The sequence below is a fragment of the Comamonas sp. AG1104 genome (assembly GCF_003350425.1).
GTDB classification, from domain to species: domain Bacteria; phylum Pseudomonadota; class Gammaproteobacteria; order Burkholderiales; family Burkholderiaceae_C; genus Comamonas; species Comamonas testosteroni.
Window position 1 is genome coordinate 50,912 of sequence record NZ_QQAS01000014.1, and the last position, 20,890, is coordinate 71,801.

Annotated in this window: 18 protein-coding genes and 1 pseudogene; 8 read left to right on the forward strand and 11 right to left on the reverse strand. The window is 61.7% G+C overall.

Features of this window, described 5'->3' with window-relative positions; translation table 11 throughout:
• Positions 1 to 105 precede the first annotated feature (105 nt).
• On the reverse strand, positions 106 to 1,272 hold the full coding sequence (locus DFO48_RS24325; RefSeq protein ID WP_114865033.1) for a PA0069 family radical SAM protein: 1,167 nt from the start codon (positions 1,270 to 1,272) through the stop codon (positions 106 to 108).
• Positions 1,273 to 1,627: 355 nt separating this feature from the next.
• Here DFO48_RS24325 and rnk point away from each other — a divergent pair, with 355 nt between their 5' ends.
• Complete coding sequence (rnk, locus tag DFO48_RS24330) at positions 1,628 to 2,035, forward strand: nucleoside diphosphate kinase regulator (protein ID WP_003074792.1); 408 nt, start codon at positions 1,628 to 1,630, stop codon at positions 2,033 to 2,035.
• A gap of 62 nt (positions 2,036 to 2,097) precedes the next feature.
• Here the strand turns inward: rnk and DFO48_RS24335 are convergent, their stop codons facing one another.
• A complete protein-coding gene (locus DFO48_RS24335; RefSeq protein ID WP_114865034.1) occupies positions 2,098 to 3,270 on the reverse strand; it encodes an acyltransferase in 1,173 nt (390 codons plus the stop codon).
• Positions 3,271 to 3,520: 250 nt separating this feature from the next.
• Here DFO48_RS24335 and DFO48_RS24340 point away from each other — a divergent pair, with 250 nt between their 5' ends.
• Entirely contained in the window at positions 3,521 to 4,105 is a 585-nt protein-coding gene (locus DFO48_RS24340; protein WP_003074786.1) for a GbsR/MarR family transcriptional regulator, read from the forward strand.
• 10 nt (positions 4,106 to 4,115) lie between these two features.
• On the opposite strand, the gene DFO48_RS24345 is transcribed toward DFO48_RS24340, so the two are convergent.
• Positions 4,116 to 5,189: a LacI family DNA-binding transcriptional regulator gene (locus DFO48_RS24345; protein WP_114865035.1), complete on the reverse strand. Its 1,074-nt coding sequence runs from the start codon at positions 5,187 to 5,189 to the stop codon at positions 4,116 to 4,118.
• Positions 5,190 to 5,371: 182 nt separating this feature from the next.
• On the opposite strand from DFO48_RS24345, the gene DFO48_RS24350 reads away from it, so the two are divergent.
• The 6 genes from DFO48_RS24350 (at position 5,372) to eda (ending at position 11,432) form a co-directional block, all read left to right on the forward strand.
• On the forward strand, positions 5,372 to 5,908 hold the full coding sequence (locus DFO48_RS24350; protein ID WP_114865036.1) for a gluconokinase: 537 nt from the start codon (positions 5,372 to 5,374) through the stop codon (positions 5,906 to 5,908).
• Positions 5,909 to 5,928: 20 nt separating this feature from the next.
• Positions 5,929 to 6,435: a TRAP transporter small permease gene (locus tag DFO48_RS24355; protein ID WP_003074778.1), complete on the forward strand. Its 507-nt coding sequence runs from the start codon at positions 5,929 to 5,931 to the stop codon at positions 6,433 to 6,435.
• A 6-nt stretch (positions 6,436 to 6,441) separates the two neighbouring features.
• A complete protein-coding gene (locus DFO48_RS24360; protein ID WP_003074776.1) occupies positions 6,442 to 7,722 on the forward strand; it encodes a TRAP transporter large permease in 1,281 nt (426 codons plus the stop codon).
• 124 nt (positions 7,723 to 7,846) lie between these two features.
• On the forward strand, positions 7,847 to 8,854 hold the full coding sequence (locus tag DFO48_RS24365) for a TRAP transporter substrate-binding protein (RefSeq protein WP_114865037.1): 1,008 nt from the start codon (positions 7,847 to 7,849) through the stop codon (positions 8,852 to 8,854).
• 98 nt (positions 8,855 to 8,952) lie between these two features.
• Positions 8,953 to 10,800 carry a phosphogluconate dehydratase gene (gene edd / locus DFO48_RS24370; protein ID WP_114865038.1) on the forward strand — a complete coding sequence of 616 codons (1,848 nt, stop codon included), beginning with the start codon at positions 8,953 to 8,955 and terminating at the stop codon, positions 10,798 to 10,800.
• Positions 10,785 to 11,432, forward strand: a complete 648-nt coding sequence (gene eda, locus DFO48_RS24375; protein WP_114865039.1) for a bifunctional 4-hydroxy-2-oxoglutarate aldolase/2-dehydro-3-deoxy-phosphogluconate aldolase — start codon at positions 10,785 to 10,787, stop codon at positions 11,430 to 11,432. The genes edd and eda overlap by 16 nt, the downstream gene beginning before the upstream one ends.
• 74 nt (positions 11,433 to 11,506) lie before the next feature.
• Here the strand turns inward: eda and cydX are convergent, their stop codons facing one another.
• The 8 genes and pseudogenes from cydX to DFO48_RS24415 form a co-directional block, all read right to left on the reverse strand.
• Positions 11,507 to 11,647: a cytochrome bd-I oxidase subunit CydX gene (cydX, locus tag DFO48_RS24380; protein WP_003053063.1), complete on the reverse strand. Its 141-nt coding sequence runs from the start codon at positions 11,645 to 11,647 to the stop codon at positions 11,507 to 11,509.
• Between the two features lie 104 nt (positions 11,648 to 11,751).
• The gene (gene cydB / locus DFO48_RS24385; RefSeq protein ID WP_003065741.1) at positions 11,752 to 12,906 is read right to left on the reverse strand and encodes a cytochrome d ubiquinol oxidase subunit II; all 1,155 of its coding nucleotides are present in this window, start codon (positions 12,904 to 12,906) and stop codon (positions 11,752 to 11,754) included.
• A gap of 13 nt (positions 12,907 to 12,919) precedes the next feature.
• Positions 12,920 to 14,509: a cytochrome ubiquinol oxidase subunit I gene (locus tag DFO48_RS24390; RefSeq protein WP_003074769.1), complete on the reverse strand. Its 1,590-nt coding sequence runs from the start codon at positions 14,507 to 14,509 to the stop codon at positions 12,920 to 12,922.
• 31 nt (positions 14,510 to 14,540) lie between these two features.
• Positions 14,541 to 16,265 carry an amino acid ABC transporter ATP-binding/permease protein gene (locus tag DFO48_RS24395; RefSeq protein WP_114865040.1) on the reverse strand — a complete coding sequence of 575 codons (1,725 nt, stop codon included), beginning with the start codon at positions 16,263 to 16,265 and terminating at the stop codon, positions 14,541 to 14,543.
• Complete coding sequence (cydD, locus tag DFO48_RS24400; protein WP_199407054.1) at positions 16,262 to 17,995, reverse strand: thiol reductant ABC exporter subunit CydD; 1,734 nt, start codon at positions 17,993 to 17,995, stop codon at positions 16,262 to 16,264. Before cydD ends, DFO48_RS24395 begins: the two co-directional genes overlap by 4 nt.
• A gap of 240 nt (positions 17,996 to 18,235) precedes the next feature.
• Positions 18,236 to 19,192 (reverse strand): nitronate monooxygenase family protein, encoded by a 957-nt coding sequence (locus DFO48_RS24405; RefSeq protein ID WP_003074763.1) that lies wholly within the window; start codon positions 19,190 to 19,192, stop codon positions 18,236 to 18,238.
• 280 nt (positions 19,193 to 19,472) lie between these two features.
• On the reverse strand, positions 19,473 to 20,603 hold the full coding sequence (locus tag DFO48_RS24410; RefSeq protein WP_003074760.1) for an ABC transporter substrate-binding protein: 1,131 nt from the start codon (positions 20,601 to 20,603) through the stop codon (positions 19,473 to 19,475).
• Between the two features lie 140 nt (positions 20,604 to 20,743).
• Positions 20,744 to 20,890: pseudogene (locus DFO48_RS24415) on the reverse strand (electron transfer flavoprotein subunit alpha/FixB family protein); the annotation flags it as partial.

Consider the following 20,890-nt stretch of genomic DNA (forward strand, 5'->3'; position numbering starts at 1 on the left):
CAAAAGGCCGGAGTCACGCCAGATTCCGGCTTTTTGCAACCGGGTAGCTGCAGCTCGCTGCGTCGACCCGCTCCGAGTCGGCACGCAACGGACTGAGACGAGACATCAGAAAAGACTTTGCTGCGGCGACAGCAAGGAATGATGGTACTGCTCGCAGTCCAGTTGCACACGCTCACGATTCAGCCCAAGCTTGCGGCAGGCCAGTGCAAAGCGTTGCGCCAGCATATCGGCCCAGGCGCCCGTTCCCTTCATGCGCTGGCCAAACCGGCTGTTGTAGGCCTTGCCGTCGGCTCTGCCCGCTTCGCTGATTCCATGCAGGTCTCGCACACGCTCCATCACGCGTTGGGCGCGCTCGGGATAGTGCAGCATCAGCCATTCATTGAACAGCGGAGCCACTTCCCACGGCAGACGCAGTACGGCATAAAAAGCCTGCCTGGCACCGGCCTCGCTGGCTGCGGCCAGCACCTGCTCCATATCGTCATTCAGGAACGGAATCTGCGGCGCCAGGCTGACGCCTACGGGTATGCCTGCCTCGCTCAGGGTCCGGATCATGCGCAGCCGCCGATGCGGCGCAGCGGCGCGTGGCTCCAACTGCCGGGCCAGCTCGGGCTGCAAGGTGGTCAGCGTCACATAAACGGCCACCAGATGCTGCTGTGCCAGCGGCACCAGCAAATCAAGGTCGCGCTCGATGCCGCTGCCCTTGGTGACGATGGAAAACGGATGCCTGGCCTGCGCCAGAACCTCTATCACGCGGCGCGTCAACCCGACTTCGCGCTCCACAGGCTGGTAGCAGTCCGTGACCGAGCCGAGCATGATGGGGGCCGCCACATGGCTGGACCGGGATAACTCGGCGCGCAGCACCTCGGGCAGGTTCTGCTTGGCAATCAGCCTAGTTTCGAAATCCAGACCCGGCGAATAACCCAGATAGCCATGCGTGGGCCGGGCATAGCAATAGATGCATCCGTGCTCGCATCCTCTATAGGGATTGAGCCCCAGATGAAAAGGCAGATCGGGCGATTCGTGGCGGCTCAGGGCTGATTTGGCCCGCTCCCACTCCAGATGGGTGCCCCAGATCTTGGCCTCCTCACCCACTTCACCTCCTTCATCCTGTTCAGGCTTGCCCCAGCCGTCATCGAAGCCCTGGCGCAGCTCCTGCGCAAACCGGTGCGTGATCTGGCTGGCAGCCCCTCGCCCCTTGATGGGCTGCATCGGCCGCACCGGCACATCGGTCTGAATGGAGTCCAGTCCAGAGGATGAAGAAAGTTTTTGCATAAAACAACTGTACATAAATACAGTTATTCATTGCAAGAAATGGACACTGACCATGGCTGCATTCCGGTCAATACAGTGAGAGTTGATTGAGTCGGATTTGGATAAAGAATGACTGCCTCCCTTGTTCAATGCGCATAGCACGCTCCATTAACTAGAGCAAGTTCAAAGTCAATCCGCACCCAGTGGGTGCGAGATGGCTTGGCAGTTTGCGATTCAGCGCCGACAATTCCCCCAATGCACCAAGTTGGTGCTTTTTCACTGAATGCCTTGGCCCGGACAACACCGTTGCCCGGGCTTTTGTCCGTTTGCGCAACGCCAAAGCGCCAACCACACCATCTCGCAAGGGAGTTACTACATGGAGCGCAAGCCCAATATCACTCTGTCCTCCTTGGACCTGGATCGCATTGAATCGCTGCTGGAAAAGAACAACAGCCAGTTCCCCGGCCGTGATGCACTGGAGGCGGAGCTGGACCGTGCGGATGTGCTTGACCCCGCAGAAATACCCGCCAACGTGGTGACGATGAACTCCACCGTGCGCTTCACCATTCTCGAGATCGCCAAGACCAACACGCTGACACTGGTCTACCCCAAGGATATGGATGGCAGCACCGACAAGGTTTCCATCTTTGCGCCGGTGGGCATTGCCCTGCTGGGCCTGTCAGTGGGCGACGAGTTCAAGATGCCCAGCCCTACCGGCCAGGTAACCGTGCGCGTGGATGCCATCGAGTTCCAGCCCGAAAGCGCGGGCGAGCTCCATCGCTGAACCGGCACACCCAACAAAAAAAGCAGCTCACCGGAGCTGCTTTTTTGTTGCAAGGATCAGACTCAGCGCAAGCCGGCCACCATGGTGGTCAGCAGACCCGCCCCGATCAAGCCTGCCTGCCAGCGCAGGGCCTGACTCCATGACGAAACATGGCGCTCCACCAGTTGATACAGCGCGTAGCCAGCAGTCAGTGAAAGCACAAAGGCAAACGGGATGCCCACCATCGCGGCAGTGACCGAACCGTGCCAGAAATGGTTGACGACCGCATTGACCAGCAGGCAGATCGAAAAGTGAATCAGGAACACCGAGTAGGAAATCTCTCCCAGGCGACGCAGCGGAGCTAGACCCTGCCAGCGAGCAATGGCCTCTGTACGCATGCAGACGATGAGCAGCATCGCAGTCACGCCAGCGAGAAAAATGCGGTCACGCCACTCATAGACCAGCGCGCCGATGATCAGTGCTGCAATCAGCAGGCCCCAGCTCCAGGCCGTCAGGCGCTTGTCTGCCGCCACTGCCCAGAAGGCCATCATGCCGACGCCATAGGCGCCCATGAAATAAATCGCCCAGACATCCAGGTCTGCATCGAGATTGAAGCTCAGCAACGAAGCTGCCGTCCCCACAACCACCAGCCCCTGCATGCCAGTCACAGCCCAGGGCCACCAGCGCTTCATGGCCGTATCGCCCCAGCGTTTCAGCGCCCATTGCTGCAGCCAGCGCACGCCAGCCAGCAGCAGCACGGTCGCGGCGAACAACTGAAAGTCTATGGACACATACCAGACGCCAGCCGACAGTGACTCCTCGCCCACAATGCCCTGCAGCAGCAAAGCATGAGCCATGAGCTGCCATAGATCGGGGTCGGCAGACACGGACTCGTGGTCGAACCAGGGACGAATCGCCGCAGACACCACAATCGTCACCACCAGTGCCACGGCATAAGGCACGACCAGGCGTACAAAGCGCTTGCCGATCTTGGACCAGGGTGAATCAAACCGCGCCAGGCCCATGGGAGCCAGGCTGGCTGCAGCCAGAAAACCGCCGATCACCAGAAAGATCTGTACGGCCATCCGGGCGTACTCATAGAGCCAGTCCAGCAGGTCGGGCATGACGGGGTGAGCTACATCCGACATGGGTCCGTAGAAAGCCAGGTGATGCCAAACGATGGCGGCACAAGCCAGGCCTTTGGTGCAGTCGATCAGCGCGCTGCGGGAATGAGAGGAAATAGAACTTTGAACCATCAGATCACGGCCGCCTGCAGCCCATAGGCTGCCCGGCGGCAGGGTGAGTTTGCCTGGCAACAGGCAACGTAAAAAAGCCGACTTAAAACAGGATGGCGATTTTGCGCCGATTCCCAACAATTTGCTGACAGCGTTGCAAGTTTTACGAAACATATCTGCGCGGGCTTCATGCGCCAAGCATGAAAAAAACAGAGCGATTGCACTCCGGCTTGATTTCCCTGCCCCACTGGAAACCCTGGGCAAAGGCACAATGGAGGCCATGACGCAAGCCAAACCACTGTCGGAGCTGAGCCGACAATTTGTTTCGCATTTCGGCGAGATGGGCAGCCGCTGGGGCATCAATCGCACCGTGGGGCAGATCTATGCCCTGCTGTTCATTTCGCCCGAGCCGCTGAACGCAGACCAGATTGCAGACACGCTGGAATTCTCGCGCTCCAATGTGAGCATGGGGCTCAAGGAGCTGCAGGCCTGGCGGCTGGTTCAACTGCGTCACCAGCCCGGCGACCGGCGCGAATACTTCCAGGCACCCGAGGATGTCTGGGAAATCTTCAAGCGACTGGCCGAAGAGCGACGCCGCCGCGAGATCGAACCCACGCAATCCATGCTGCGTGCTGCCATGATGGAAGAAGCCAGCACCGACGAAGAACGCTACGCCCAGCAGCGCATGCGCGATATGCACGAACTCATCGACAAGCTGATGAGCTGGTTTGACGATGTGCAGCGTCTGTCACCAGAGACCGCCATGCAGCTCATGGGCATGGGCTCGGCCGTGACGCGACTGCTGGATCTGAAGGACAAGATTACCGGGCGAGGCAAGTCAGGCACACAAGCCTGACTCCGACAACTCAGGTGCTGGCCCTGGGCACCAGCCTGAAGCCCAGATCCACGCAGGCCTCTCTGACGGCGTCCCCTGCCAGCAATTGCAGCAGCATGTTGGCAGCTGTGCTGCCCACTTCATCTCTGGGTGTGTGGATGGTTGTCAGAGGCGGCACCATCTGATCACTGCCAGGCAGGTCGTTGAACCCCGCGATCGCCACCTGCTCGGGCACCTTGACCCCCATGCGGTTGGCCTCCAGCAACGCGCCTTGTGCAATGTCGTCGTTGCAGAAAAAGATGGCATCCACCGTAGTCTGCGCCTTGAGAAGCGTCTCGAATTGCCTTGCACCCAGCGCCAGCGATGAGCGCTCGGGGTTGAGTATCTCCAGGCTCTGGTCATACAGACCGGCCTGCTTGAGCACCTGCCGATAACCCTCCAGGCGCTGCATGACACGTGCATCGAGCTGGGCTCCGCAAAACGCGATGCGTCTGTATCCCTTGTCCAGCAGATGACGGGTCATTTCAGCGCCAGCTGCAATCTGCGAGAAACCCACGCTGTAGCAATCGAGACCGGTGCCGGGCTCGCGCAACTCCATGAGATGCACGCGCGGCACGGGATTGGCAGCCAGCAGTTTCCGCGACTCTTCGCTGTGGTCGAACCCGGTCAGCAACAAGCCGGCAGGCCGCATGGGCAGATAGGCCCGCAGCAACTGCTCTTCTTCCGCCGGGTCGTAGTGGGTCACGCCGATCAGCATGTGATAGCCCTGGGAAAACAGCACCTTGTGCACCGCCTCCAGGACCTCCACGAACAAGGTGTTGGAGAGCATGGGCACCAGCACCAGTACCTGGGTGCTTTTTTGCGAGGCCAGCGCGCGGGCTGCCAGATCGGGCACATAGCCCAGAGAAGCCGCAACCTCACGCACTTTGTCGACCAGGGCAGCAGCCACTCTGCGCTCTCCGCGCAAGGCTCTGGAGACCGTCATCGGACTCACACCCGCAGCCTGTGCCACATCGCTGAGGGTGACACGCCCGCTGGCGCGAGATCGCCTTGAAGATGCGCTGTCTACCGGGGTTTCACTCTTGGTACGGGTCTCGGGAGGCAAGGGAATCTCCTAATCAGATGCCTGAGGTTTCTTGATTATGATAGCGCTATCCAGACTTGAAATGAAGTCTGTGGAAGCAGCTTGATGAAAGCACTGACTTGCCTTCGACCGAGGTCTGAAGCCAATCGCAGAACGCAGCAAGCTGCTCATTTTTTAACCATATCGGATAGCGCTATCCAAAAATGAATCAAAGCAAGATCCAGCCTCCGGGCACCATGTCGGCACTGGTCGTCATGGGCGTTTCCGGCTGTGGCAAATCGAGCGCAGGAGAAGCCATCGCCCGTCAACTGGGGTGGGCCCTGGTGGAAGGAGACAGCTACCACTCCCCCCAGAGCGTGGCCAAGATGCAGGCCGGCATCGCCCTGACGGACGCCGACCGCGAAGGCTGGCTGGAACGCCTGGCGCAGCGACTGGCACAGGCAGATGCCGAACACGGCCTGGTGCTGACCTGCTCGGCGCTCAAGCGCAAGTACCGCGACCAGCTGCGCAGCGCCCAGCAACTGGGTTTTGTGTTTCTCGATCTCGACTACGCCACGGCCCTGGAACGCGTCCAGACCCGACCCGGGCATTTTTTCTCGCCCGACCTGGTGGCCAATCAGTTCACGACGCTGGAAGACCCGCGTCAGGAGCCTGATGTCCTGACCGTCAGCGCCACCATGAACCTCAACGATATCGCGCTCGCGGCCCGGCAATGGGCAAGGCGCGAACCCCAAGCATAAAAAACAGCAGGAGACAGCCAATGTCTGAAGATCGCAAAGAGGCACAGGGCCGCAAGCCATGGCTCAAGCGCCTGGCCGAAGGCCTGATGGTGCTGGCCCTGGCCGGCATGGTGATTGCCGTTTTCGTCAACGTGGTGCTGCGCTACGTTTTCCACACCAGCATCGTCTCCTATGAGGAGATCTCGCGCCTGCTGTTTGTGTGGCTGGTGGCCATCGGCGCCATCGTGGCGGCTTTTGAAGGCGCCCATCTGGGCTTCGACATGGTGACATCGCGGGTCGGCCCTGCAACCCGCAAAGTCCTGTTCTGGGTCTCGCAGCTGCTGATCGGTGCCTGCATGGCCTTGCTGCTGTGGGGCTCCTGGGAGCAGGTCGTTGCCGGCTGGAGCAGCTACAGCACCGTGCTGGGCTATCCCCTGGCTCTGGGCGCAGCGGCGACGCTGGTGCTGGCCATAGGCATGTTGCTGGTTGTGGTGCGCGACATGTTGCGCGGCACCCCGACAGAGTCTTCTGAAACCAGCGTGGAGTAAGGCGCCATGATCGTCACCCTGATTTTTCTCGCCGTGCTGATAGGCGGCATGGTGATCGGCATGCCGATTGCCCATGCACTGATACTCACCGGCGTCGCCCTGATGTGGCACCTGGACTTTTTCGACACCCAGCTGCTCGCACAGAATCTGCAGGCCGGGTTTGACAACTTCCCGCTGCTGGCCGTGCCCTTCTTCATCCTCGCAGGCGAGCTGATGAATGCCGGCGGCCTGTCGCGCCGCATCATCGATCTGGCCCGCGCCTTTGTCGGTCATATTCCAGGCGGCCTGGGCTATGTAGCCATCGGCGCGGCCGTGCTGCTGGCCTCGATGAGCGGATCGGCCATTGCCGACACCGCCGCGCTGGCCACCATCTTGCTGCCGATGATGCGCGACCAGAAGTATCCCGACAGCTACAGCGCCGGCCTTCTGGCATCAGGCGGCATCATCGCCCCCATCATTCCGCCCTCGATGCCGTTCGTGATCTACGGCGTCACCACCAACACCTCCATCAGCAAGCTGTTTCTCTCGGGCGTCGTGCCCGGCCTGTTCATGGGCGGCTTTCTGATTGCCGCCTGGTGGTTCATCGCGCGCAAATACCAGCTGACCTCGGGTGAGCGCGTGAGCTGGGGCCTGCGCCTCAAGGCACTGGCCAAGAGCTTCTGGGCCATGATGATGCCGGTCATCATCCTGGGCGGCCTCAAGGGTGGCGTGTTCACGCCGACCGAAGCCGCCGTGGTGGCCGCGGTCTATGCGCTGTTTGTCTCCATGGTGGTCTACAGGGAGATGAGCTGGACCCGACTCTACGAAGTCTTTCTGGGCGCATCCAAGACCACTGCCGTGGTGATGTTCCTCTGCGGTGCGGCCACCGTGACCGCCTACATGATCACGCTCGCCGACCTGCCCAATATGCTGGCCGACAGCTTCTCGGGCCTGCTGGATCAGCCCATGCTCTTCATGGCCGTGATGATGCTCTTCCTGCTCGTGGTCGGTACCGCCATGGATCTGACCCCGACCATCCTGATCTTCGGTCCGGTCTGCGCGCCGCTGGCCGTCAAGGCCGGCATCGATCCGGTGTACTTCGGCTTCATGTTCATCTATGTGGGCTGTATCGGCCTGATCACCCCTCCGGTGGGAACGGTGCAAAACGTGGTGGCGGGCGTGGGCAGGCTGCGCATGGAGACCGTGATCAAGGGCACCAATCCCTTCCTGATGGTCTATGTGCTGCTGGCCGCCCTGTTCGTGCTCTTCCCGCAGCTGGTGACCGCGCCACTCAAGTGGATGCACTGAGGGCCAGGCCATGACGATCTCAAGAACTCTCAAATCAATAGCTGCCAACGCTTACCACATAAGCACCAAAGGCCAATTTCACTTCAACCAAAGGGCTCAGGCCCAAACAAGCAAGGAGACGGGTATGCGTATCAAATTTGCAGTCGCAGGACTCACGGCAATGCTGCTGGCCGCAGGTGCCGTTCAGGCGCAGGACTTCAAACCCCGCCTGGTGCGGTTCGGCTACGGCCTGGTGGAAGACTCCAACCAGGGCCGAGCAGTGCGCATGTTCGCCAAGGAAGTGGAAAAAGCCAGTGGCGGCAAGATGAAGGTTCGCGCCATCGGCAACGCCTCCCTGGGCTCGGACACCCAGATGCAGCAGGCCCTGATCGGCGGCGCCCAGGAAATGATGGTCGGCTCCACCGCCACGCTGGTGGGCCTGTCGCCCGAAATGGCGATCTGGGACACCCCTTTCCTGTTTGCCAGCACCAAGGAAGCCGATGCAGTACTGGACGGCCCCGTGGGAGAGAAGGTCAAGGCCAGCCTGGAGCCCAAGGGCATGGTGGGTCTGGTCTATTGGGAAAACGGCTTTCGCAATCTGACCAACAACAAGCGCCCCATCACCAAGCTGGAAGATCTGCAGGATGTGAAGCTGCGCGTGATGCAGAACAACGTCTTCCTGGACAGCTTCAAGACCCTGGGCGCCAATGCCGTTCCCCTGCCCTTCTCCGAGCTGTTCACGGCGCTGGAAACCAAGGCCGTGGACGGTCAGGAAAACCCCTTCAACACGGTGCTGTCGAGCAAGTTCTATGAAGTGCAGAAGTACCTGACCGTCTCCAACCATGTCTACAGCCCCTGGATCGTGACGGTCAGCAAGAAGTGGTGGGACACGCTGAGCCCTGCCGAGAAGAAGGTGCTGCAGGATGCGGCGATCAAGAGCCGTGAATTCGAGCGCAAGGACACGCGCGAAGAAGCCGCCAAGGCCCTGGCCGAGATCAAGACCAAGGGCATGCAGGTCAACGAATTGCCAGCCGCCGAAGCAGGCCGCATGCGCGACAAGCTCGGCGCCGTCAATGCCGGCATTGCCAAATCCGTGGGTCAAGGCACCTGGGATTCTGTGCAGGCAGCCGTCAAGCAAGCTCGCGCCAAATAAGCGCGCAACCATGGAGCCATGCCCCGGCATGGCTCTGACTCATTCCAAGGCAAGGCCTGCGCCCCAGGCACCGACCTTGCTGCCCAAGGACTTTCATCATGGCACTTCACCCCGTTCTGGACCAGGTGACGCGGCGCATCCAGGAGCGCAGCCGCGCCAGCCGCTCCGACTATCTGGCACAGGTCGATGCCATGTCCGCGCGCCCTCCACAAGTACGCACCATGGGCTGCGCCAATGTCGCCCACGCCTTTGCGGCGCTGCCCGGCACGGACAAGATTCGCATCGTTGAGGAAAAAGGCCCCAATATCGGCATCGTCACGGCCTATAACGATGTGCTCTCCGCCCATGCGCCGTTTGCGCATTACCCCGATATTCTGAAAGACGAGGCCAGGCGCCACGGCGCCACGGCCCAGGTCGCCGGCGGTGTGCCCGCCATGTGCGACGGTGTGACCCAGGGCATGCCGGGCATGGAGCTGAGCCTGTTCAGCCGCGACACGATTGCCATGTCCACCGCCGTGGCTCTCACACATGACACTTTCGATGCGGCCCTGATGCTGGGCGTCTGCGACAAGATCGTTCCCGGCCTGCTCATCGGAGCCCTGCATTTCGGCCACCTGCCCATGGTGTTCGTGCCTGCCGGCCCCATGACTTCGGGCCTGTCCAACAGCGACAAGGCCAAAGTGCGCGAGCAGGCAGCGCAGGGCCTGGTCGGCCGGCAGGAGCTGCTGGCGGCAGAAAATGCGGCCTACCATGACCAGGGCACCTGCACCTTCTACGGCACGGCCAACAGCAATCAGATGCTGCTCGAAGCCATGGGCTTGCATGTTCCCGGCACCGCCTTCATCAACCCCGCTGACGCGGAGCGCGAACTGCTTACACGCGAAGCCATGCGTACCGTGCTGTCCATCACCCGGGGCCGCCGCTTTGCCCCCATAGGGCATGTCGTGGACGAGCGCTGCATCGTCAACGCCATGGTGGCCCTGCTGGCCACCGGCGGCTCCACCAATCACCTGATCCACTGGGTAGCCGTGGCCCGCGCAGCCGGAATCGTCATTGACTGGGATGACTTCGAGCAGCTGTCCTCGGTGGTTCCCCTGCTGGCCCGCGTCTACCCCAATGGCAGCGCCGATGTGAATCAGTTCCAGGCCGCAGGCGGCCCCGGATACGTGATCGCCCAGTTGCTGCAATCTGGTCTCATGCATGGTGACGTGCTTACGGTTAGGCCCGAGGGTCTGGCCGCCTTTGGGCGCATCCCGCATGTCGAAAACCGTCAGCTGCAATGGCAGGATGCGTGCATCTCCGGCGATGACACTGTTCTGCGCCCTGCCAGCCGCCCCTTCAGCCCTACGGGCGGATTGAAGCTGCTCAAAGGCAATCTGGGCCGCAGCGTCATCAAGATCAGCGCCGTGCCCGAAGATCGCCACGCACTGCGGGCACCGGCATGGGTCTTTGATTCGCAGGATGAGCTGCAGGCGGCCTTCAAATCCGGTGCGCTGGAGCAAGCCTGCCAAACCAATGGCTTCAATGGCGTCGTCTGCGTAGTGCGCTGGCAGGGGCCGCAGGCCAATGGCATGCCCGAGCTGCACAAGCTCACACCTCCGCTGGCCGTTCTGCAAGGCAAGGGCTATGCCGTGGCCCTGGTCACCGACGGCCGCATGAGCGGTGCATCGGGCAAGGTTCCGGCCGCCATCCATGTCAGTCCCGAAGCACTGGCAGGCGGCCCGCTGGCCAAGGTGCAAAGCGGCGACGTCATCGTGCTTGATGCCCCCGCCGGTCTGCTGCAGGCCGAGCTGACAGATGCCGAGTGGCAGGCCAGACCGCTGGCCGTCATGCCCGCCGAGCTGCAGCAGGCCAATCACCGCGGCCTGGGCCGTGAACTGTTTGCCGGATTCCGGCGCAATGCGCTGAGCGCAGAAGAAGGAGCTTGCACATGGCTGCTCAAATGACCGCCTTGTCCATCATGCAGGATGCCCCGGTGATTCCGGTCATCGTGCTGCACAACGTAGAGCATGCCGTTCCCATGGCCAAAGCTCTGCTGGCAGGCGGCATCAGGGTTCTGGAGGTCACGCTGCGCACGCCTCAGGGCCTGGCCTGCATAGAGGCCATCGCCAGGCAGCTGCCCGAGGCCATCGTCGGTGCGGGGACCGTGCGCAATGCGGCCGATGCCGCAGCAGCTGCTCTGGCCGGCGCCAGGTTTGCCGTCAGCCCCGGCTACACCGGCAAGCTGGGCCAGGCCTGCCGCGATCTGGATCTGCCGCTGCTGCCCGGCGTCGCAACCAGCAGCGAAATCATGATGGCTCAGGAAGACGGTTTTACCGAGCTCAAGTTCTTCCCCGCCGTGCAGTCTGGCGGCATCCAGATGCTCAAGGCCTGGCAAGGTCCGTTCGGGGAGCTGCGTTTCTGCCCCACGGGCGGCATCTCGCCCGGCAACGCGGCGGAGTTTCTGGCGCTGTCCAATGTGGTCTGCGTGGGCGGCTCCTGGCTGGTCCCCGCCAGTGCCGTGGAGAGTGGCAACTGGTCACTCATCACCGAGCTGGCCCAGGCCACGCAAGCGTTGAGAAGCTCGCGCACGGCCTGAGCAAGACAAGGCCTCATCCATAAAAAAAGCCCGGTCAGCTCCAAGCCGATCGGGCTTTTCCTCGTCTTGGCGACTCAGGCATCCGGCAGCGACTTGGTTCGCTCCAGAAGCTTGCGACGCGTTGCCTCGTCATCCATCAGCTCGAACCATATCGCATTGAGCACGGCAAAGGCTGCTGCCAGCGGCAGACCCAGCAACCAGGCGAAATACCACATAAGTTTCCTTTCATTCGGCCCATCCAATGCATGGGCCAACAATAATCGAACCGCCCCTCACACAGAAGGAAGAACGCAGCATGGCGTCTGAGGGGCATCCCATCTCAATATGAGTGGCCCTGGCCGGTCACGATGGCTTTCACGTCCACCTTGCCTCGCAGCACCGAGTACACCCAGCTGGTATAGGCCAGGATCAAGGGCAGGAAGATCAGCACGCAAACCAGCATGATGAACAGCACGACATGGCTGGAAGACGAGTCCCAGACCGTCAGGCTGAAGCGTGGATCGATGCTGGAGGGCAGGATCATGGGGAACATGGCCGCACCCACGGTCAGGATGATTCCGGCAATCGCCAGGCCGCTTGCCAGCAGCGCCAGCCACTCGCGACGGCTGCGCAAACCGATGGCCACGATCAGCGGCATGAGCAGGCCGATACCGGGCACCAGCCAGAGCAAGGGATAGGACTTGAAGTTGGCCATCCATGCGCCGGCCGCCACGGCTGCGGTCTTGTTCAAGGGGTTGGAGGGACCGACGGGGTTGATCTCGCTGGTGATCACATAGCCGTTGATGCCTGTAGCCAGCCACAGGCCGGCGGCCGCAAACAGCACAGTGGTCAGCACGGCAAACCATGTGCCGTACCTGGCCGCGCGGCTGGCGACTTCGCCGTCGGTCTTGAACATCAGCCAGGCCGCACCATGCATGAGCAGCATGGACAACGAGACCAGACCGCACAGCAATGCGAAAGGCGTGAGCAGACCGAAGAAGCTGCCGTCGTAGTAAATGCGCATATCGTCGCCCAGACGAAATGGCACGCCGAGAATCACGTTGCCCACGGCCACGCCGAACAGCAGTGCAGGCACCAGGCCCGTGATGCACAACACCCAGTCCCAGCGGTTGCGCCAGGCCGCATCTTCATGCTTGCTGCGGAACTTGAACGCCACGGGACGCAGGATCAGCGGCACCAGCACAGCAAACATGGCCAGGTAAAAGCCCGAAAAGGACACGGCGTACAGTTGGGGCCAGGCTGCAAAGATGGCGCCGCCACCCAGAATCAGCCACACCTGATTGCCTTCCCACACGGGGCCGACGGAGTTGATTGCCGTGCGGCGCTCGACATCGGTCTTGGCCGTGGCGCGCAGCAGGCCCATGGCGCCGAGGTCAAAGCCATCGGTGACGGCAAAGCCCACCAGCAGCACGCCGAGCAGCAGCCACCAGATGAGGCGCAGCACGTCATATGAAATAAGTTCATGCAAGATCATTTGGTTGCTCCTCTCAGCTTTGGCCGCGTGCCAGCTTCTTGATCATGGGTTCGTAGAGGCTGAGGTGGGGTTCGCTCTCATGCTCGGGGCCCTTCTTGATGGCCTTGACCATCAGCTTGAGCTCGATAACCAGCAGCACGGTATAGATCAGCACGAAACCGGCAATGGTCAGCAACAGCGTCTTCGCGCCCAGATTGGAAACCGCCATGGCCGTGGGCAGCACGCCCTCAATGATCCAGGGCTGGCGACCCAGCTCGGCCACCACCCAGCCGCATTCGGCGGCAATCCAGGGCAGCGGAATCGAGAACACGGCAACCTTGAGCAGCCAGGGGTAGGCATCCAGCCTGTGACGGGCAGCCAGCCAGAAGAAGGTGCCGGTCAGCACGATGAAGAACATGCCCAGGGCCACCATGATGCGGAAGGTCCAGAACAGCGGCCCCACCGGCGGCACGGTATCCATTGCCGCCTGGTGGATCTGCGCTTCGGTCGCCTTGCGGGGATCATCCACATAGCGCATCAGCAGCAGGGCGTAACCCAGGTTGGAGCCATTGTTCTCAAAGCGCAGGCGTGCCTCGGCGGGAATCTCGGCATCGCTCCTGGCCTTGCGAATGGTCTGCAACGCGTCATAGGCGTCGATACCGTTGCGGATATTGCCTTCCGCGCTCTTGACCAATTCGTTGATGCCGGGAATTTGGGTGTCCAGCGAACGCGTACCGATCAGGCCCATGACCCACGGGATGTGCACGGCAAAGTGGGTCTCGCGCGCCTCGCGGTCGGGGAAACCAAAGGCCGTGAAAGAGGCCGGTGCGGGCTCGGTCTCCCACATGGCTTCGATCGACGCCAGCTTCATCTTCTGGTGTTCGGATGACAGATAGCCGGATTCGTCACCCAGCACCACCACCGACAGCGAAGCAGCCAGACCAAAGGATGCGGCCACCGTCATCGAGCGCTTGGCCAGATGGATGTGACGCCCCTTGAGAAGATACCAGGCCGAAATGCCCAGCACGAACAGCGAGGCCATGACGTAGCCCGCCGACACCGTGTGCACGAACTTGGCCTGCGCCACGGGATTGGTGAGCACGGCAAAGAAGTCATTCACTTCCATGCGCATGGTCTGGGGGTTGAAAGTCGCCCCCACGGGGTTCTGCATCCAGCCATTGGCGACCAGAATCCACAGCGCCGAGAAGTTGGTGCCTATGGCCATCAGGCAGGTGACGATCAGGTGCTTGACCTTGGAGAGACGATCCCAGCCAAAGAAGAACAGGCCGACAAAGGTCGCCTCCATGAAGAAGGCCATCAAACCCTCGATCGCCAGCGGCGCACCAAAGATGTCGCCCACATAGTGGCTGTAGTAGCTCCAGTTCATGCCGAACTGGAACTCCATCACCACGCCTGTTGCCACACCCATGGCGAAGTTGATGCCGAACAGCACGCCCCAGAACTTGGTCATGTCGCGCCAGATGGCACGTCCGGTCATCACATACACCGTCTCCATGATGGCGACGAGTATGGACAGGCCCAGTGTCAGCGGCACAAACAGAAAGTGGTAGAGCGCCGTTATCGCAAACTGCAGTCGCGATAAATCGACGATATCGAGGTCCATGGTCAGGTCCTTTCTCTCGGTACTTCAAAAATCAATCGGAAAAACATATGTACTGAGGTGCAACAGCACCCAGCGCATCGGCTCGCAGCCTTGCCATCAGCTGCTCAAACTCTGGGGTGCCACGCAGGGCTTGCGCCCTCACCCGTCCTGCCTGCAGATACACAATGCGGTCGGCGAGGCCCGCCTCACGCTGCCAATGCGTGGCAAAAATCAGCGTTCGCGCGCCACTCTCAGCCGCCTGCACCAACCGCTTCAGCACATCGGCAGCAGTGACGGCATCCAGTCCCTCTGTCACCTCATCGAGCAGCCAGCAGCGGTCTGGGCTCAGCAGCAGTCTGGCCAGTGCCAGCCGGCGCGACTGGCCTCCGGACAGACCCATGCCACCTTCACCCAGCATGGTGTCCAGCCCCTGTGGCAGGGCCATGACGTCGCTTCTAAGACCTGCAGCCTGCAGGACGCCCCACAGTTGCTCGTCGTCGGCGGTGGCATCGGCAAGCCTCAGGTTGTTGCGCAGGCTGTCCTGAAAAAGCTCGGTTCTCTGTGTCATCCAGCTGCAACTGCGGGCCTGAACCACGCCTTCGTCCGGCTGAAGCTCACCCGCCATCAAATGCAGCAAGCTGGTCTTGCCTGCACCGCTGCTGCCGATCAGCGCCACGCGCTCGCCCTGGCGCACGTTCAGGTCTATCGGACCCAATTGACGAAGCCGGACAGCCTGCAGGCTGACGGCCAGCTTCTGCTCGGGCTGCTGCGGCTTCCCTGCCACTTCGGCCTTGGCCGCCAGCGGGGGAGCCAGCCTGCGCAGCGCCAGCCACGTACGCCCGGCCTGCTCTGCCCCTCTGCGCAGAGCGGCAAACGGCTCCATTGCCGACAGTGCCAGCAAAATACCCAGAGCGGCAACCGGCGCGTTGATACGGCCCTGCTCCATCAACCAGGCCATCAGCAGCACGGATGCGCTCAAGGTAATGGCAGACACCGCACCATAAGCCTGGGCTGCAGCAGCTTCGGATTGATAAAGCCGCTCATCGGCCTGGGCGCAGCGCGCATCGCTGCGCAGCACTTGCTGCACCTGGGCAGGCAACTGGCCTGCCATCAGCAGCTCGGTCTGGCCGGCAACCAGATCCACGGTCTGGGCACGCATGGTCTCCAGTGCCATGGCACGGCGTACTGCGGCCTTGCGGCTGCGCAAACCATGCCACAGGGCAATGCCCCAGCCAGCCAGCAGCAGCCACGCCAGGGTCAACAGGCCCAGCCACCAGCGCATGAATCCGTAGGCCAGAGCCGCCAGCAAGGCCGCGCCCAGCGCCGCTACGGCAGGCACCAGCAGGCGCAGATAAAGATTGTCCAGGGCGTCCACATCGGAGGTCAGACGCTGCAACAGCCTTGCCGGGCGCTGCAGCAGCAGGCGGGCGCCCTGCGGGCGGGCCCAGCTCAGAAACAGTCTCTGGCGCAAAGCGGCCAGCACGGCCAGCGTGGCATCGTGGGTCACCAGGCGCTCGGCATAACGGGCGCCGGTTCGGCCCACAGCCAGCAGGCGAATGCCGGCCGACGGCATGAACACATCGAACACCAAGGCTGTGGCTGGCACCAGCCCGGCCAGGGCCGTGGCCGTGATGAACCAGCCCGACAAGCCCAGCAAAGCCATACCCATCAGCACAGTGAGCGCAGCCAGGGCGGCACCGCCCAGCCAGAGATTGCGCGGCGCCATCTGGCCCAGCAGCTTCAGCATCTCGCACATTGAAATGGCTCGCATCTTCATGGCTGCGGCTCCTGCACTCGTCGCAGCAGCGGCAGTTCGATCACACGATCCATGGCAGCGGCCAGTTGCGCGTCGTGGGTGGCGACCAACATGGTGCGCCCCCTGGCCAGATGGCGCAGAGACTGCGTGATCTGGGCCGCTGTCTCAGGATCCAGATGAGCGGTAGGTTCATCGACCAGCAGCAGTCCCGCCTGTGTCTGCGCGGCCATGCGCGCCAGAGCCAGCCTCACCACCTCGCCACCGGAAAGTCCTGCACCGCCCTCACCCAGGCTTGCGCCGGGGCGATGCGCCAGGGTCTCATCAAGTGCCGCCTGCTGCGTAGCTTCGGCAACCTGCTCGGGCCCTACATAGCTACGCCCGAGCGCAATATTGCGCGCGGCCGAGCCGGCAAAGACATGTGGCAGCTGACCCAGCCAGGCCATGCGCTGGCGCAGCTGAGTTGCGCTGCCGGCGTCAAGCGTCTGCCGGTCGACTTCGATACGGCCTTGCTGCACTGGCAAGAGGCCGGCAATTTGCGCCAGCAGCACGGACTTGCCGCTGCCGCTGGGACTCCACAGCGCCACATGCTCTCCTGCCTCTATCTGCAAAGACAGGGGGGCGAGCCGGGAGTCGCTGCCCGGCGCCTGAACCTCGAGGTCTGCAATGCAGACAGACACAGGCCGGGCAGGCGATAGAGGTGCTTTTCCCGGAAGCACCGGATCGATGACATGCTGTGCACCGACAATCTGCACGGACTGAACCTGCATGCTCTGCAAGGTCTGCAGTGCTGCCTCGCCGGCGGCCCTGTCATGCCAGACGGCCGAGAGATCGCGCAGCGGCTCGAAGAATGCCGGTGCCAGCAGCAGCACGAACATGGCCTGGCCCAGACCGAGCTTGCTACCCCAGGCGCCGAAATTCAGCGTGCCCAGCAGGTGAAAGCCTATGTAGACGGCCACCATGGCCACGCCCAGCGCCGAGAAAAGCTCCAGCACCGCAGAAGACAGGAAGGCAATGCGCAGCACGCGCATGGTGCGGGTGCGCAGGTCTTCGGCATGGTCACGCAATCGCTGGCCCGTCAGCTCCACGGCATGCAGAGCACGCAGCGTGCTCAGGCCGCGCAGGCGGTCCAGCAAGAAAGCGTTCATATGACCGAGCTGCAGCATCTGCTCTTCGCTAGCCGCCTTGGCACGCCAGCCCACGATCGCCATGAAGAGCGGTATCAGCGGCGCGGCAACCATCAAAATTAGAGCCGCTACCCATGACTGCAAGGCCACGGCAGCCAGAATCACCATTGGCAGCAGACGCACACGCCACATCGCGCTTTGGTAACGCGCCAGCCACGGAACAATGGCCTCGGCCTGCTCGGCCATGGCGCTGGCGGCCTGACCCGAGGCCGGTCGGCTTTTGTCCAGCGGCGATGTCTGAGCCAGCGACTGCGCCACCTGGGCGCGCAAGCTGCTCAGCTGCGCGCGCGCTGCACGGTTGGCCAGCATGCCGCCATGACCTTCTGCCCAGGCTCGCAGCAAGCCCAGTAACAACACGCCAGCCGCCATGGGCCAGACGGCCGCCATGCCCCGACCGTTGGCCATGAGTTGCACAGCCCAGGCCAGCAAGGCTGCCTGTGGCAGCCATATCAGCCCGGCAAACACCTGCCACACAGCACCCGCGCTGGGGCGACGGATGACGCTCGCCAGCTCGGCATGTGCTGTATCGGTCCGATTGTCGATGGGGGAAGAAGGGGCGCGCTGCATTTCTCAATTTTCAGTATTTACTGAAATTAACGGAATACTACTCTTCTTTTGACAATCATCATGACTTGATATGCAAAAGCCAATTGCAGGACCAGGCCTACATTGATACGCATCAACTCCGAAGCGATTTAACAAGGGTTAACCCTCGCAAAAGTCGTGCTTGAGCAACATCAAGCAAGTAAGCCGCCCATAAAAAACGGCGTCCGAGGACGCCGTTGGCACAGAAGATAGTGAACTGCCTCAGGCAACCAGCAGGCTTGCCTTGGCGTCGGCGTACTCACGCTTGAGGCGAGCCACGAGCTCCGCCGTTGACTGCACCTTGTCAATGACACCGATACCCTGGCCGCAGCCCCAGATATCCTTCCAGGCCTTTTGCGCACCGCCGCCAAAGTTCATCTTGCTGGGGTCGGATTCGGGCAGGTTTTCCGGATCCAGACCGGCCGCACGAATCGAAGGCGCCAGATAGTTGCCATGCACGCCTGTGAACAGATTGCTGTAGACCACGTCGTCGGAGCTGCCTTCGACAATCGCCTGCTTGTAGGCTTCGACGGCGCGCGCCTCGTCGGTCGCAATGAAGGCCGATCCGATATAGGCAAAGTCCGCCCCCATGGCCTGGGCCGCCAGAATAGAGCCACCCGTGGCAATCGAGCCGGACAGCGCCAGAGGGCCGTCAAACCATTGGCGAATTTCCTGCACCAGGGCAAACGGGCTCTTCACACCCGCATGGCCGCCAGCACCGGCTGCCACGGCGATCAGGCCATCGGCACCTTTTTCAATGGCCTTGCGCGCAAACTTGTTGTTGATGATGTCGTGCAGCACCACACCGCCCCAGCTATGCACGGCCTGATTCACATCTTCACGCGCGCCCAGGCTGGTGATGATGATGGGCACCTTGTACTTGGCGCAAACCTGCATGTCGTGCTCAAGACGGTCATTGCTCTTGTGCACGATCTGATTGATGGCGAATGGTGCCGAAGGACGATCGGGATGGGCCTTGTCCCAGGCCGCCAGAGTCTCGGTGATCTCTGCCAGCCAGTCCTCCAGTTGCTCGGCAGGACGGGCATTGAGAGAAGGCATGGAGCCGACAATACCGGCCTTGCACTGCTCAATGACAAGCTTGGGATTGCTGATGATGAAAAGCGGCGAGCCGATGACAGGCAAAGCCAGCTTTTTGAGGGCGGGTGGCAGCTTGGACATGTGTTGTCTCCTTCTTCGTTATATAAATAAAAAAGGGCTGTAGCGTTTGTTCCAAATACGCAGGCAGCTCTTATTTCAGAAGCAGTTCGAAGGGCGGCTCACCGTTTGCATGTGCCGACGGTGAAGCCGTCCGACTGGCCTTTGGCCAGTTTCGCCTGCCATGGCGCCACTCCCTGTCCCCAGGGCAACAGTTTTTGCCTTCTCTGTGTACGGAGGAGCATCGTGATGGGAGCGGCCGCAAAAAAGGCCTGAACGCGGTGCTGCGTCAGGCCTTGGTTTCTTACTGTGTCACACGCCCGGCGGCATTGACGATGGACAGGTCTACATATTTGGATCCCACTTGCCCGGGCTTGAAGTTCACCCAGTAGCCGCCCAGGTCATAAGACTCCAGCCCGCGCAAGGCAGCACTCATTTTTTCCGGCGTCACCGGCTGGCTACGACGCATGGCCTCAACGATGACTTTGGCATTCACAAAGCCTTCCATCATGGCAAAGCTCACCGGAACGTCCAGGGACTTGCCTGCAGCAATCGTCGCGTCGCGAAACTCCTTGTTGAGCTTGCCCGATACCTTGTAGGGACTGGGAACCACCTGGGCAATCGACAGACCGCTCATGTACTCCACAGGCAGGCGCTTGGCCAACTGCTCGATATCGGCCTCGGCCGTGGCATAGACCTGAGCGGTACCGCCCTCCATGCGATATGCCTCGACAAATGCCGCCGTGGCAGGGCTGGAAGCCACCAACAGAATGGCCTGAGGCGAAGTCTTCGCGGTCTGCAGCTCCCGCACAGCCTTGTCCGTGCCACCTCGGCTCTTGAGCATGGCCGATGCCACCAGCTTGGCCCCGCTGGGGTTCACGGCCTTGGTCACCAAGGCCGTCAGCTCCTGCGCATCGGGACGCTCCTCGAACACCAACGCCAACCGCGTGATGCCTACGGTGGCCAGGTGGGTGGAGATCTTTGCGACCTGCTCGGCAAGCCCTGCACGCGTGGAGAACATCTGGGGCGATGCCAGCACACGGGTGTCCGTGCTCTGATAACCCACCAGCGGAATCTGCGAGCCATCCAGAGCCTTGCTCTCCAGCAAGGCCGAGAGATTGCGATTGCCGAAATAGCCTGCCAGCACCACGGGCTTGGATTCGCTCAGCAGCTTGCGCGTCTTGGTCACGGTCTCTTCAGGGTGGCCTACATCATCGAGCACAGCCAACTCCACAGGTTGGCCCTGCACGCCACCGGCCTTGTTGACCTGGTCAAAGTACAGACGCATGCCCTGCGCATAGGCCCGCCCCTGACTGGCTTCAGCCCCTGACATCGGGGCCACCTGCCCAACCGTCCAGGCCTGCGCCACCAAAGCAGCACCTGCACACATCGCGACCAAACCGGCTCGCGCCAACACCCAATGCTTGCGATTCATTCAGAGTCTCCCTCTCCATCAATGCAGTGGGTCTGAAGCGCCCATGCAGCTGCCGAATTATTGTTGATGACCTGACCTGTACGAGCCAGGCGCCCATGGAAAAAGAGGGGCTTGAAGCCCCTCTTTTGATGTGCGCCAAATTACAGCGCGTTGACCAGTTCGGGCACGGCCGTGAACAGATCGGCTTCCAGACCGTAATCGGCCACCGAGAAGATCGGTGCCTCGGGGTCCTTGTTGATCGCCACGATCACCTTCGAGTCCTTCATGCCCGCCAGATGCTGGATCGC